Source organism: Arcobacter vandammei (assembly GCF_016106035.1).
GTDB lineage: Bacteria > Campylobacterota > Campylobacteria > Campylobacterales > Arcobacteraceae > Aliarcobacter > Aliarcobacter vandammei.
On sequence record NZ_JADKPZ010000012.1, the window covers coordinates 49173 to 62758 of the forward strand.

Below are 13586 nucleotides of genomic sequence, written 5' to 3' on the forward strand. Positions count from 1 at the left end.
TTTATCCTTCTTTTTTAATTCTTTCTAAATCTTCTATTGTAATCTCTTCAAGCTCTTCATAATAATGATTAGCTTCAACAAAATGTTCCAAACTTTTAATATAATATAAATCATCAGTAATTGAGTCAATAGCTGGAATACTTGCAGTTGAAAGTATTGGAGTTGCTACACAAATAGACTTCACTTTTTGATTTATAATAGTTTTTATACAAGCCATCATTACTAAACCTACATTTATATCCTCATCAACAATTAAGATATTTTTACCTTCAAGATGATTGAGTTTTTCTCCAGCTCTAAAAGCTGATATTCTTGGTTTTAAAATATCTTCATAAATAATTTTTGATTTTGAATATATATAATTTAAATCTATCTCAAAAGATTTTACTAACTCTTCATGTATTAAAACTTCCTCAAGCTCTGTAACAACTGCAATTTCACAATCTTCATTATTTGGAGCATAAATCTTTTCATTAAACATAATATCAAAAGTTGCATCTAATTTCTTTGCTATTATTTTTGCAATTTTATATCCACCATTTGAAGCAGATATTACTATCCAATTTTCTAACTTCATAGTATCTATTGGCAAAACTTCAAGCAATCTATTTGCTGCATCAGTTCTATTTTTAAAACAAATACTATTTAAAATCATTTGAGTTGTCATCAATTCTATATTTTTGTCTTATTCCACCAACTGGTTTTAAAGTTAAGAAAGCATAAAGTATAGTTTGTTCATAGCTATCATAATCTCCATTAATATTTTTTCTACTTCTTGGAGTTATCTCTTTTTCAACCATCAAATCTAAATTCCAACAGCTATCATCAATATTTAATCCTATTCCTTGTCTACTTCTTACTTTCTCTTTAATATTATAATTTTCATAATATTTTAATGAATAATCTTTTGCAAACTTATATGAAGCACTATATCCATAAGATTCTAAATCAACTCTATCATTAAAATCATTTTCTGTTGCTCTTGTATTATTATAATTTGCAGTTAAAACAAAATCTTCATATTTAAATGAAGTACTAGCACTACTTTCTACTATAGTTTTATCTTGCATATTATAGATAACTTTCCCAGAGATAGAACCATAATCATGATTAAGTTTAAGATAATTTTCATAATCTTGAGCTTTTGCTTCATCAAAGCTATCATAGATTATTGATTGACTCATTTTATGATTTACAATTTGTTTTAAACTCTCTTTATCATATATAGATTGATTTAAGTTTAAATCAACTGTCTTATTATCTTTAATAGTTGGAAAATCTTTCAGTTCATCATATCTAGCAGCATCATTTTTTGTAACAGTAATACCATAAATATCGCCATCTTTTCTTATATTCTTAGGAACATCATAACTAGCTCTTAAATTTACTGTGTGAATATAGTCTGTATATGGTCTTATTAAATCACTTCCTATAAAAAATGAAGTTTTATTTTGAATAAGTGTTCCATTGTCATATTTATATTTTGAGTTATCATAATTGTATTGAGTTAAAGTAGAGCTATTTTCAACTCCTATATACATATAATCATCTAAAATATTTTTACTATATGAAATAGGAAGATTTAACTCATATATATCAGCTGTTATTCCTTCTCTTCTTGTATAGTTGTAATATTTAGCATCTAAAGAGTAGATTAAACTATCTAAAAATAGCTCTTGATTATAAATATGCCCATGAAGTTGTGGTAATTCTTGCATAGTTTGTGCATTTGATTTTCTACCAGCATCTATATAATATTTCCCATAAGCTCCACCATAATAGTTTGGAGTATTATAAAAATAGTTTAATTTTGATTCAACTTTTTTATCAGTTGTTGTTTCATAATCATTATCTTCAAGAGTAATATATTCAACATCATTTAAATATCTTAAAGAGGCATAAAGTCCATCTTCATGATTATTTTTACTTGCTAATATTCCTCTTCTTTCATAATTCAAATTAACACCATAATGTTCAGAGTTTTCTAAGCCCTCTTTTTCTTGATATTTTGGTTTTTCTTTAAAATATCCAGTTTTAATCTTAAGCATAGAGTTTGGTGAATCAGCATATCTAAAATATGAGTAAACTCCAGCTCCTCTTAAAGTTCTAACTTGTGGAATTACTTCAATATCATAATTATCAGCAGGTGCAAAAAATATCGGTTGAGAGTAATAGATACCTTCACTTTTTGAGTATCCAATTAAAGGGAGTAAAAGTCCTGTTCTTCTTGTTGTATCTGTTGGAAATCCCCAATAAGGAAGATAAAAAACAGGAATATTTTTAAAATACAATCTTGGATTATAAGCATTTATCCACATATTTTCTGTATCATAATCAGCACTTGAAGTTCTAATACTCCAATCTGGGTCTATACAATCACAAGATGAGATTATTGTACCATCTAATTTTACTATCTCTTTATTTTTTCTTGACTCTTTTGCATTTGTCCAAATACTATTTTTTTCCTCCATTAAAAATGTTGGAGATTGATTAAAAATTTCATTTTTTAAATCAACATAAGCATAATTACTTTGTGTTTGGATATTGTTATCTTTTATTATTAAAACATTATCAAAGAGTTCAAAATTTTCACTATCTTGATGAAAAACTACCTTATCTGCACTTAAATAATATGTAGGAGAATAAATTACAACATTTCCTGTTGCTGTTATAATATTATCTTTTGTATCAACATTTTGAGCAAGTAACTGATATTTTTCATTTTTTATTTCAACTGAATAAAGTAGTGAAGAAGTTATTATTAAAGAGCTTATAATTCTACGCATTTACCACCAACGTTTTCCCTGTAAAATCATGGAATGTTTTTCTTCCATCATTAAAAAATCCGATTAAAAAACCAACATAAAAGAACATCTCTGAAACAACTCTTCCAATTCCTCTAAATAGAGCTTGGAAAAAACTTGCTCTCCCCCAATAATTTGAATCAATTACTCTAATTTTTGCAACTTTTTTCCCAATAGTTTGCCCACTATACCAAACAAAAAAAGTGTGATAAAAAATTTTCAGAACCATAAAAGGTAAAAATAGTGTAGTTTGCATTAAATAAACCAGTGCTTCACTATCATGACTAGAAGCAACTATCATATCCCAATAGGCAAACATTATTAATAAACTAACAATAACATCATCAATGACAAAGGCAAAAGCCCTACTTCTCATAGATGCTAATTCTAGTTTTGATGTATCAATTTGTTCTTGCATAAAACTACTTTAATGCCTGATATGCAATATCAGTTCTGCATTTTTTACCTGCAAAATGAACTTGACCACATAGGGCATAAGCTCTATTTCTTGCCTCTTTTATACTATTACCAGTTCCTACACAAACTAATACTCTTCCACCTGTTGCAAATAGTTTTCCATCTATTAACTCAACTCCAGCAAAAGAGATATGAGAGTTGTTTTTTAAATCTTCATCTACAATTTTATCTATTATAATCTCAGCTGCTTTACTTGAACTATATGGATAGTTTTCACTTGCCATCACAACACCAACTGCAAACTCATTTTTAATTTTTATATCTAATTTATCAAGTTGTTTTGTAGCACCATAGTAAAATAGTTCAGATACAGGTGATTCAAGAAGAGGCATTAAAATCTCACACTCAGGATCTCCAAATCTTACATTATATTCTAAAATAATTGGTTCACCTTTTACAACCATAACTCCAATAAATAAAACTCCTTCAAAAGGTGCACCTTCAGCTTGCATCCCTTTTAAAGTTGGTTTGATTACTCTATCTTCTATTTTTTTATAGATTTCATCATTAACTAGTGGTGTTGGAGCATAAGCACCCATTCCACCTGTGTTTGGTCCTGTATCACCATCGCCTACTCTTTTGTGATCTTGAGCTGCTGGTAAAACTTTATAGTTTTTTCCATCACAAATAGCAAAAACAGATAGTTCATATCCATCTAAAAACTCTTCAATTACTACATTTGTTCCAGCATCACCAAAAGAGCTACCATTAAGCATATCTAAAGCAGCTTGTTTTGCCTCTTCTTTACTTTGTGCAATAATTACACCTTTTCCAGCACAAAGCCCATCTGCTTTTACAACTATTGGAGTGTTTTGCATACTATCAATAAAGTTTAAAGCCTCTTCTTTGCTAGTAGTTTCTATAAATGCTGCTGTTGGTACATTGTATTTTTTTAGAATATTTTTCATATAAGCTTTTGAACCCTCAAGTTTTGCAGCAGCTGCAGTTGGTCCAAAAATTACTAAATTATGTTTTCTAAATATATCAACAACACCATCTACAAGTGGAGCTTCTGGTCCAACTATTGTTAAATCAATGTTATTTTCTTTTGCAAAGAGTGCAAGTTTTTCATAATCAGTTATATTAATATTTGTTCCTAAATCTGAAGTAGCACCATTTCCTGGCATAAAATATAAGTTATGAGATTTTTCTTTTGTTAATGCTAATCCAATAGAGTACTCTCTACCACCACTTCCAAGTATTAATATATTCACGATTGTTCCTTTGAAATTTTATAAAAGTTCCCGAGTAGCCGTTACCATAAATTTGGCCCTGAAAAGTCAGGACAGTAAGCAAGAGAAATATTTAAGGAGCAAAAACAAAAAGAATCGCTACACACCATATTACTACAATTTGCCTACAAAAATAAGTTATCGGACCTCTCGTCAATGGAAATCACGAACTACTTAGGTTAAATATTGAGATAGATTTTATCTAAATTATCTTTAAAATTATGTTTAACTATAATACAACTTTGCAAGTTTTATACATTCAGATACATTTGTAGTTTGGCTAATTTGATAGTTTTTTATCTCCTTTGGAAGATAATAAGCAGTTGTTTTTCCAATTACAATAGCCTTAAAGCTACTATTCCAAGAAAATTTCTTAAAAAAGCACTCTACACTAGAAGGAGAAGTAAAAATTATAGTTGAATCATCTTCTAATTCAATCTCTTTTAGATTTTTATTACAAATAGTTTCATAAGATACCAATTCATCTATATTTATACCATTATCTTTCAAAATAGATAGTAAATTTGAAACTGTTTTACTAGCTTTTACATATAAAACTTTTTTATCTTTTAAGTAAGGAATTAGCTCTTTTGCAAACTCATTTCCATGTCCATTTTCTCCAGTAAAAACAACATTTGCACCATATTTCTCTGCTATTTGCGAAGTTGCTTTTGCTATTACATAAGATGCTTTATTTTTCCAATCTATTTTATTCTCTTCAAGAGCAAAAATTGCACTTTTTGAAGTAAAAATCAAAGCATCATAATTAGTTAAATCTATATCAAATTTCAAACTTTGAACTTTGAAAACTTCAAGATTTACAACATCATCAAATTTTTGATTATTTAAAAGATAAATTTTTGCCATTTTATAACTCTTCTTTTATATGTATTTTTGCATGTTCTAGGGTTCTATATATTTTAATTGTGTTGAAATTCTCTCCAATTTTTAATAGTTTTTTCTTATGCATATATTTTATAACTATTATAATCTCAACACTTTTATCTTTATATTTTTCTATAATATCTTCAAATTTAAATATAGCTGACATATCAACATAGCTTACTTCAGTACAATCAATAATGATTTTTTTGTATTTTGCTCTATTTAAAACTCTTTCAAGAAGTGTTGCTGTTGCAAAGAACAGAGCACCTTTTACTCTAAAAACATCAATATTCTCTTCATTTTTATTGTTTTTTATTAAAGTTTTATAATGCTTGATTTTCAAATTTTTTGATATTTGATAAACTGCCATAATTGAAGATATTACAACTCCTGAAGCAACAGCCATAATTAAATCCACAAAAACTGTCATAAAAAATACAACTAACATAATTAAAAGGTCATCTTTTGAAACTTTTCTTATTATTTTAAGAAACTTGTAGTCTAAAATATCAAAACCTACTTTAATTAAAATTCCAGCAAGAAGAGCTAATGGAATTTTTGAAGCAAGAGGAGCAAAAACTAAAACTATTAAAAGTAAAACAATAGCATGAGTTACTCCTGAAATTCTAGTTGTTGCTCCATTTTTCATATTTACAACAGTTCGCATAGTTGCCCCTGCTCCTGGAATTGCTCCAAAAAATGAACACATACTATTTCCAATACCTTGAGCTATTAGCTCCTTTTTTGAATTATGATTTGTTTTTAATTTAGAGTCTACATAAACAGATGTTAATTGAGTATCAACTGAACCTAAAAGTGCTAAAGTTATAGCAAAAGTTAAAATTGTACTTAAATGTATAATTTCAAATGCAGGAATAGTAAATTCTGGCAAAGAAGATGGTATCTCAACTATTGTTGCAATATTTAGATTTAAAAATACTGATAATATAGTTATACTAAATAGAGCAATTAATGCAGGAGGTATGATTTTACTAATTTTGCTAGGTGTTAAAAACATAATTAAAAGTGTTAATATTGTTACAACTAAAGCTTCATAATTTATATTATTAAAGGTATTTGATAGATTTGATAAAATATACAAAATAGAGCTACTATTTTGTACACCAAACATAGGATTTATCTGTAAAATTATAATAATAACTCCTATTCCGCACATAAATCCAGATATTATAGGGTATGGAATAAACTTTATCCATTTTCCTAAATCTAAAATACCAAATAAAATTTGTATAAGTCCAGCAAACAAAACAACTGCCATAACAGATGTTAAATCATGCGGAAAAGCAACTATAGCAGAAGCTGTAACAACTGTCATAGGACCAGTTGGTCCTGATACTTGAATAGAAACTCCACCAAAAAGTGCTGCAAAGAAGCCTAAAATAATTGCTCCATAAAGACCAGCACTAGCACCTGCACCACTTACAACTCCAAAAGCTAATGCCAAAGGTAAAGCAACTATTGCAACTGTTATTCCAGCTAAAATATCATTTTTTATAGTTGTTAATTGCAAAGCATTCCTCTATCTTTCTAAATACTCTTCATCACCAATTTTATCATTTTTACCACGAGCAATTATATGAATTGGTGTTCCTTCAAAATTAAATTTTTCTCTTAAAAAGTTTATTAAATATCTTTTGTATGAGTAGTGTAAAAGTTGTGGTTTATTCATAACAAGAGCAACTCTTGGAGGTCTTGAGCTAAATTGTGTAGAGTAATAAATTCTTAAATATGCTCCATTTGGACTAGGTAATGAGTGTCTAATAACTGCTTCTTCAATTACTTTATTTAATTGTGAAGTTGGAATTCTTTGAGTATAGTTTTCAAAAATCTCTACAATTTTATCTTTTAATCTATCAATACTTCTTCCTGTTTTTGCTGAAACTGCAATAATTGGAGCATAAGATAAAAATCTAAATCTTCTTCTAACTTCTTCTTCAATTTTTTGGAAACTATCCATATTTTCATCCCATTTATTTAAAACAATAATTGTTCCTAAACCATATTCATCAACAAGCCCTGCAATTTTTTCATCTAAATCTGTTAATTCTCTTGAGGCATCAAGAACAACTAAAGCAACATTTGCCTTTTCAAGCATCTCTTTAGTTCTCATTAAAGCATATTTTTCAATTCCTTCTATGCTTCCTCTTCTTCTAAGCCCTGCTGTATCAACAAAAGTTATATCTTTATCTTTATATGAAAATTTCTCATCAACTGGGTCAATTGTAGTTCCAGCTATACTAGAAACAACTGATCTTTCCATTCCAACTAGTGAGTTTAAAATAGAAGATTTTCCTACATTTACTCTTCCAATAATTGCAACATTTATAGAAGTATCATCAACTATCTTTTCATCTTCAATTTTTTCTAAGCCCTCAAGAGAGAAATCCTCATCTTCGTCAAACTCTTCATCAAAAAACTCATCTTCTAGCTCTTTTTTTCTCTTCTCTTCTTCTAATTTTGCAAGAGTTTCTGGGTTTTCTGGAAGTTGTTTATAAATCCACTCATAAAGTGCTTTTGTACCACGATTGTGAGAAACTGATATTCCAAAAAGGTTTTCATCACTTATTCCAAACTCAAAAAATTCCCAAAGTCTCTCTAGCTCTTTATCATTATCAATCTTGTTTACGACTAAAGCTAACTCTTTTCCTAACCTTTGAAGCTCATAAAATAGTTCTTTATCCTTATCATCTGGAATATTTTTTCCATCTACCATAAAAAGTATTATATCAGCCTCTTTTGCAGTTTTTATAGCCTTTTTCTTTACACTTGAAAAAATTTCATCATTTGTCTCATCTATTCCACCAGTATCAAGTAAAAGTGCCGACCTATCTAAAATCTCAATTTCATGTTTTTTTATATCTCTTGTTGTTCCTGCAAGATCTGAAACAATCGCTATTCTTTTGTTTGCAATTCTATTAAAAAGTGACGATTTTCCAACATTTGGTTGCCCTATTAGTGCAACTTTTTTTAAACTATTTTGCATATATTATTTAATCCTATTTTGTAAATTAAAAAAGGTATTAGCAAAAGCTAATACCTTTTTGCATCTTTTTATCATTTCTAGTAAAGTCCAAACTTTCCAGCTACATTTGCTTTATAAAGAACTCTCATATTATCATCTTTATCATAAAAAACTTTAAATTGAGCAGTTGAATTTTTCAAATCTTCTAAAGCCTCTTCAATATCAATTGGTTTATAAGAAACAAGTCTTTGTGGAATAATCTCATCCTCAAATTTTTCAAGCTCTTTAGCTATTTTATCTTCAACCTCATTTAACTCAACTTCACTTAATTTTGTAGCTTTGTGAGCAGAAATTTTATCATGATGTCTTCTTAAAACTTTAGATACTCTATCTACAGCTATATCAATAGCAGCATATAAATCTTTATCTTTTTGTTTTACAACAACAGTATCAATATTTGCAATATTCAGTGTAAATTCAAATGTAAAACTATTTTTACCTTGTTTTTCATCGGCACTAATTGTTGAAGCCACTGAGATAATATCTAAGTTATATTTTTCAAATGCATTTATAGAACTATTTACATAATCTTTTATAGCATCTGTTAATTTTATGTGTCTTCCTACGATACTTGTATTCATAATCAACTCCTTGTAATGTGATTAAGGCATTGTAACATAAAAATTATAAAATGAGAACTCTTCAAAGAAAATTGATATAATTCAAATATGAATAATTACCAAAAAGCAATAGAAAATTCAAATATAGTTTCAAAAACAGATATAAAAGGTAATATTACCTTTGTAAATGAAGAGTTTATAAAGCTTTTTGAGTATAGTAACGATGAGCTAATAGGTCAAAATCACAATATAATCAGACATCCAGATACTCCAAAAGAAAACTTCAAAGAGCTATGGAATACAATTTTAAATAAAAGAGTACATAAAGCAACAGTTAAAAATCTTTCTAAAAGTGGAAAAACTATCTATTTAAATACTACAATTATCCCTATTTTAGATGAAAATGAAGATATTTTTGAGTTTATTGCTATAAGATATGATATTACAAATGAAGTTATGCTTCAAAAAGAGTTAGAACAAAATCAAAAAATAATCTTTTTACAATCAAGAATGGCTAGTCTTGGGCAAATGTTAGCAAATATTGCTCATCAATGGAGGCAACCTTTAACAGAACTTAATTTAAATCTTTTTAATCTAAAAAAGACTTTTAATAAAAAAGATACAAAAGAGTTTGAAAAACTATATGAGAATAGTAAAAACTTGATACTTGGAATGTCAAATACAATTGAAAACTTCACAAATTTCTTTACTCCTCAAAAAGAAAAAGAGTTTTTTTTACTAAATTTAAGCATAAATGATGCTTTAAAAATTTTAACTAGAGTTTTAGAGGATGAGCAAATATCCATAAAATTTGAAATAGAGAAGAATTTAGAGATTTTTGGGGTGAAAAATGAGCTTACTCAAGTTTTATTAAACCTTATAAACAATTCAAAAGATGCTTTTGTTACAAAAAATATAGAAAAAAAAGAGCTAAAAATTAGAACTTATACAAAAGATAATTTTATCTATCTTGAATATCTTGATAATGCTCAAGGGCTAAATAATGAGCTATTTGATAAAATTTATGAACCATATTTTACAACAAAGCATAAAAGTAGTGGAACAGGACTTGGGCTTTTTATTTGTAAAATTATTATTGAGAATAGTTTTGGAGGTGAAATTATGCATAAAAATATAGAGCAAGGCTTAAAATTTACTATAAAATTTACAAAAGTCAATTTATGAAAAATCTAAAGATTTTGATTGTAGAAGATGAAAATAAACTGGCACAATTAATAAAAATCTCAATTAAAGAGCTATTTTTCAAAGTAGGTATAGCAAAAGATGGTGAAGAAGGTCTCAAAAAATTTCATAGTTTTAAACCAGATATTATTATAAGTGATATTACTATGCCTAATCTTGATGGCTTAGAAATGTGTAAGAGAATAAGAGAAATAAGCAATATTCCAATAATAATTCTAAGTGCATATAGCCAACAAGAGAGGCTTTTAAAGGCTATTGATATTGGAGTTAGCAAATATTTTATAAAACCATTTGATATAGAAAATTTTATAGAATATTTAAAAGAGTTATCAAATAAAATTGATTTGGAAAAGAGATTTATTTTAAAAGATGGTTTTATTTTTATGAAAAAATCTATTAGTTTATATAAAGATGATATTTTAATAAACCTTACAAAAAGGGAACGAGAGTTTATAAACCTTCTTATTTTAAATAAAAATGAGTTAGTAAATCTTAATTCTATAAAAAATTTATTGTGGACTGAAGAGAAAATTAGTGATGAAAGAGTAAGAACATTTATAAAGAGATTAAGAGTAAAAACTTCAAAAGAGTTAATAGAAAATATATCTTCTCAAGGATATATGATTTCAGTTTTAGAAGTAGAAGCTTAAGCTTTTACTTCTAATTTGGATCTATTATAAACTCCCTGTTTTTATAAATAGAGTGTACAAAGGCTAAAGCAATAGGAACTATTGCAAAAGTTGTAATAAGCATTGCTGGAAGATGATAGAAAATTTGAACCATCATTGATAGAGCCAAAAGACCTATAGACCACATAGCTCCATGTTCAAGATAGATATATTTTGAAACAACTTCTCTTTCAACCATATAAATAGTAAGACTTCTTACAGCCATAGCACCAATACCAAGACCCAACATAATAATAACGATATTTTGTGTAATAGCAAAAGCACCTAAAACACCATCAAGTGAAAAGCTCATATCAATCATCTCAAGATACATAAAAGAGATAAATCCACCTGTTAATTCTGTAACTTTTATATCGCTATTTTGCTCTTTTTCTTCATTTTTAAACTCTATTGCACCTTTTAAAAGTTCAAGTAAGTAAAAGGCAATAACTCCAATAATCATAGGAACTATAATTTCAAGTTTATTTACTTGAACCATATTATCGCCCATAACAACTTCATTCGGAGCAACATATGTAATTGCAAGCATTAAAAACATAACAAAAAGAGCTTTTATATCCCCTACTTTTGATAATTTTGTAGCAAAAGATTCTATATATTTAACCCAGTGAGTATCTTTATTTTCATCAAAAATGAATTTTAAAAATAACATTAATAAAAACATTCCACCAAAAGACATAATTACATGGTGAGAACTCTGAATAATTTTTTCATATTCTTCAGGATTTTTAATAGCTAATTCAAAAGAATCAATAAATCCCATAGATGTTGAAAAATATACAATTAAGATTGGAAATACAAATCGTACTCCAAAAACAGCAATTATCATTCCCCAAAGAAGAAACCTTCTTCTCCAAACAAGTGCCATGGTTGCTAAAATTGTAGCATTTACAATAGCATTATCAAATGAAAGGCTTAGTTCTAAAACAGATAAAATAGTCCCTTGATAAAGGGCAAAAAAGCCACCATACAAAAAAAGTAATACTGAAGCTACTGCCCAAACGGCGAAAAAACCATAAAAATAAGATATGAGAGGTTTTTGTTTCAAAATAATTCCTTGAATCTATAATTTTTGCGGATTATACCTAAAAATTATAGATTTTTAGCTTTTACTTTCATAAAGAAACCAATAAAACCAGAAATAAATGCTGGTAAAATCCAAGCTAAGCCCTCATTTGAAAAAGGTAATAACTTCAAAAAATCCATATTTATATTAGTTGTAGATGATACTACTTCTAAAAAACAAAAAATCATAGCACTAAAAGCTGCAAATTTATAGACATTATCGTTTTTTATATATTTATCAAAAAAGGTTAAAATAACTAAAATAATAGCTGCAGGATAAACTATACTTAAAATTGGAGCTGCAAAAGAGATAATTTGCTCTAATCCAATATTTGTAACAAAAATGCTAAATAAGGTTACAATAATAACTAAAAATTTATATGACAATTTTCTCTTACTTAACTTTGAGAAATATTCAGCAGTAACACTAACAAGTGCTGCACCTGTTGTAAAACAAGCCAAGAATACAACTGTTCCTAAAAATAAATTACCATAATTTCCAAATAAAAGATAAATTATTTTATTTAAAAGTTCAGCCTTTTGAATATTTGCTTCAAATAAACTTGAAGATGTTGCACCCAAATATGATAATCCAAAATATACAAACATTATTCCAAAAGCTGCTAATACTGAAGATAGACCAACTAATTTAAAACTTGTTTTTTTATCGCTATAACCCTTCTCTTTTACAATTTTTATAATAATAATTCCAAAAGCTAAAGCGGCTAAAACATCTAGTGTTTGGTAACCTAAAATTAAACCATCAAAAAATAGATTACTATTTGAATCATTAATTTTTATCTCTCCAATTGGAGTTAAAAAACCTTTAAAAATCAAGAACATTAAACCAAAAAATAGCAAAGGAGTCAAGATTTTTCCAAGAATTTCAATCATTGTAGTTGGTCTAAAAGTAAAAAACATAATTAAACTATAATATACAATTGAAGTAATAATAGAATTTGAAAAACTAGCTCCAAATATAGGTACAACAAGCATTTCATAAGTTGTAGCACCAGTTCTTGGAAGAGCAATTAAAGGACCAATGCACAATACAATTGCTGACATTAATAAAATACCAGAGAGCTTCCCAAGTTTATTTGTTAAATCGTCTACATTTCCACCAACTTTAAGCAATGCAAACATAGCAATTGTAGCAAATCCAATATCAGCTAAAAAATAAGAGAAAAATGAAATATACCAGTCACTAGCACTTGTTAAGCCTAAGTATGGTGGGAAAATAATATTTCCAGCTCCAAAATACATTGAAAATATTGCAAACCCTAAGATTATGGCATCTCTTGTAAAGTTATTTTTTGTTTGCATTTAAATTCTTTTTAATCTATTCAATAATATTGCCTCAACAATTTCATCAATACTTTTCTCTTTTTCTGCTATAAAAACATCTATTTTTTCCTCTACAAAAGGCCAAATATACTCCATATTATTTATAACAACTAACTTATTTATTAAGCAAAAAATATCTTCATATCTATCAAAAAACTCAACATTTATAATTTTTGCCCCATCTAGGCTTACTAATGCCCAAGCATTGTTCTCTTCTATTGAAGATATTATTGATAAATATCTATCTTTTTTATCTATTGGAATTAAAATCTTCATCTATTAAA

At 27.5% G+C, this 13586-nt stretch carries 13 protein-coding genes; 2 read left to right on the top strand and 11 right to left on the bottom strand.

Features of this window, described 5'->3' with window-relative positions; all coding sequences use genetic code 11:
- Position 1 precedes the first annotated feature (1 nt).
- The 8 genes from IQC44_RS07860 to hpf all read right to left on the bottom strand — a co-directional run bounded on the left by IQC44_RS07860 (position 2) and on the right by hpf (position 9022).
- Positions 2 to 667: a phosphoribosyltransferase family protein gene (locus tag IQC44_RS07860; RefSeq protein WP_228286298.1), complete on the bottom strand. Its 666-nt coding sequence runs from the start codon at positions 665 to 667 to the stop codon at positions 2 to 4.
- The gene (locus IQC44_RS07865) at positions 642 to 2786 is read right to left on the bottom strand and encodes an LPS-assembly protein LptD (protein ID WP_198305794.1); all 2145 of its coding nucleotides are present in this window, start codon (positions 2784 to 2786) and stop codon (positions 642 to 644) included. Before IQC44_RS07865 ends, IQC44_RS07860 begins: the two co-directional genes overlap by 26 nt.
- Positions 2779 to 3222 (bottom strand): RDD family protein, encoded by a 444-nt coding sequence (locus IQC44_RS07870; protein ID WP_198305795.1) that lies wholly within the window; start codon positions 3220 to 3222, stop codon positions 2779 to 2781. The genes IQC44_RS07865 and IQC44_RS07870 overlap by 8 nt, the downstream gene beginning before the upstream one ends.
- Positions 3223 to 3226: 4 nt before the next feature.
- Positions 3227 to 4495, bottom strand: a complete 1269-nt coding sequence (purD, locus tag IQC44_RS07875; protein WP_198305796.1) for a phosphoribosylamine--glycine ligase — start codon at positions 4493 to 4495, stop codon at positions 3227 to 3229.
- 243 nt (positions 4496 to 4738) lie between these two features.
- Positions 4739 to 5380 (bottom strand): uroporphyrinogen-III synthase, encoded by a 642-nt coding sequence (locus IQC44_RS07880; RefSeq protein ID WP_198305797.1) that lies wholly within the window; start codon positions 5378 to 5380, stop codon positions 4739 to 4741.
- 1 nt (position 5381) lies between these two features.
- The gene (locus tag IQC44_RS07885) at positions 5382 to 6929 is read right to left on the bottom strand and encodes a SulP family inorganic anion transporter (RefSeq protein ID WP_198305798.1); all 1548 of its coding nucleotides are present in this window, start codon (positions 6927 to 6929) and stop codon (positions 5382 to 5384) included.
- 9 nt (positions 6930 to 6938) lie between these two features.
- On the bottom strand, positions 6939 to 8402 hold the full coding sequence (gene der, locus IQC44_RS07890) for a ribosome biogenesis GTPase Der (RefSeq protein WP_198305799.1): 1464 nt from the start codon (positions 8400 to 8402) through the stop codon (positions 6939 to 6941).
- Between the two features lie 77 nt (positions 8403 to 8479).
- Positions 8480 to 9022: a ribosome hibernation-promoting factor, HPF/YfiA family gene (hpf, locus tag IQC44_RS07895; RefSeq protein WP_198305800.1), complete on the bottom strand. Its 543-nt coding sequence runs from the start codon at positions 9020 to 9022 to the stop codon at positions 8480 to 8482.
- 87 nt (positions 9023 to 9109) lie between these two features.
- Between hpf and IQC44_RS07900 the strand changes: the two genes are divergently transcribed.
- Positions 9110 to 10186 (top strand): PAS domain-containing sensor histidine kinase, encoded by a 1077-nt coding sequence (locus IQC44_RS07900; RefSeq protein ID WP_198305801.1) that lies wholly within the window; start codon positions 9110 to 9112, stop codon positions 10184 to 10186.
- The gene (locus tag IQC44_RS07905) at positions 10183 to 10854 is read left to right on the top strand and encodes a response regulator transcription factor (RefSeq protein WP_198305802.1); all 672 of its coding nucleotides are present in this window, start codon (positions 10183 to 10185) and stop codon (positions 10852 to 10854) included. Before IQC44_RS07900 ends, IQC44_RS07905 begins: the two co-directional genes overlap by 4 nt.
- A gap of 10 nt (positions 10855 to 10864) precedes the next feature.
- Here IQC44_RS07905 and IQC44_RS07910 read toward each other — a convergent pair whose 3' ends face one another.
- The 3 genes from IQC44_RS07910 to IQC44_RS07920 are packed head-to-tail and all read right to left on the bottom strand — an operon-like array spanning position 10865 to position 13578.
- Entirely contained in the window at positions 10865 to 11941 is a 1077-nt protein-coding gene (locus tag IQC44_RS07910) for a DUF475 domain-containing protein (protein WP_198305803.1), read from the bottom strand.
- A 44-nt stretch (positions 11942 to 11985) separates the two neighbouring features.
- Complete coding sequence (gene brnQ, locus IQC44_RS07915) at positions 11986 to 13281, bottom strand: branched-chain amino acid transport system II carrier protein (RefSeq protein ID WP_198305804.1); 1296 nt, start codon at positions 13279 to 13281, stop codon at positions 11986 to 11988.
- Complete coding sequence (locus tag IQC44_RS07920) at positions 13282 to 13578, bottom strand: hypothetical protein (RefSeq protein ID WP_198305805.1); 297 nt, start codon at positions 13576 to 13578, stop codon at positions 13282 to 13284.
- Positions 13579 to 13586 lie beyond the last annotated feature (8 nt).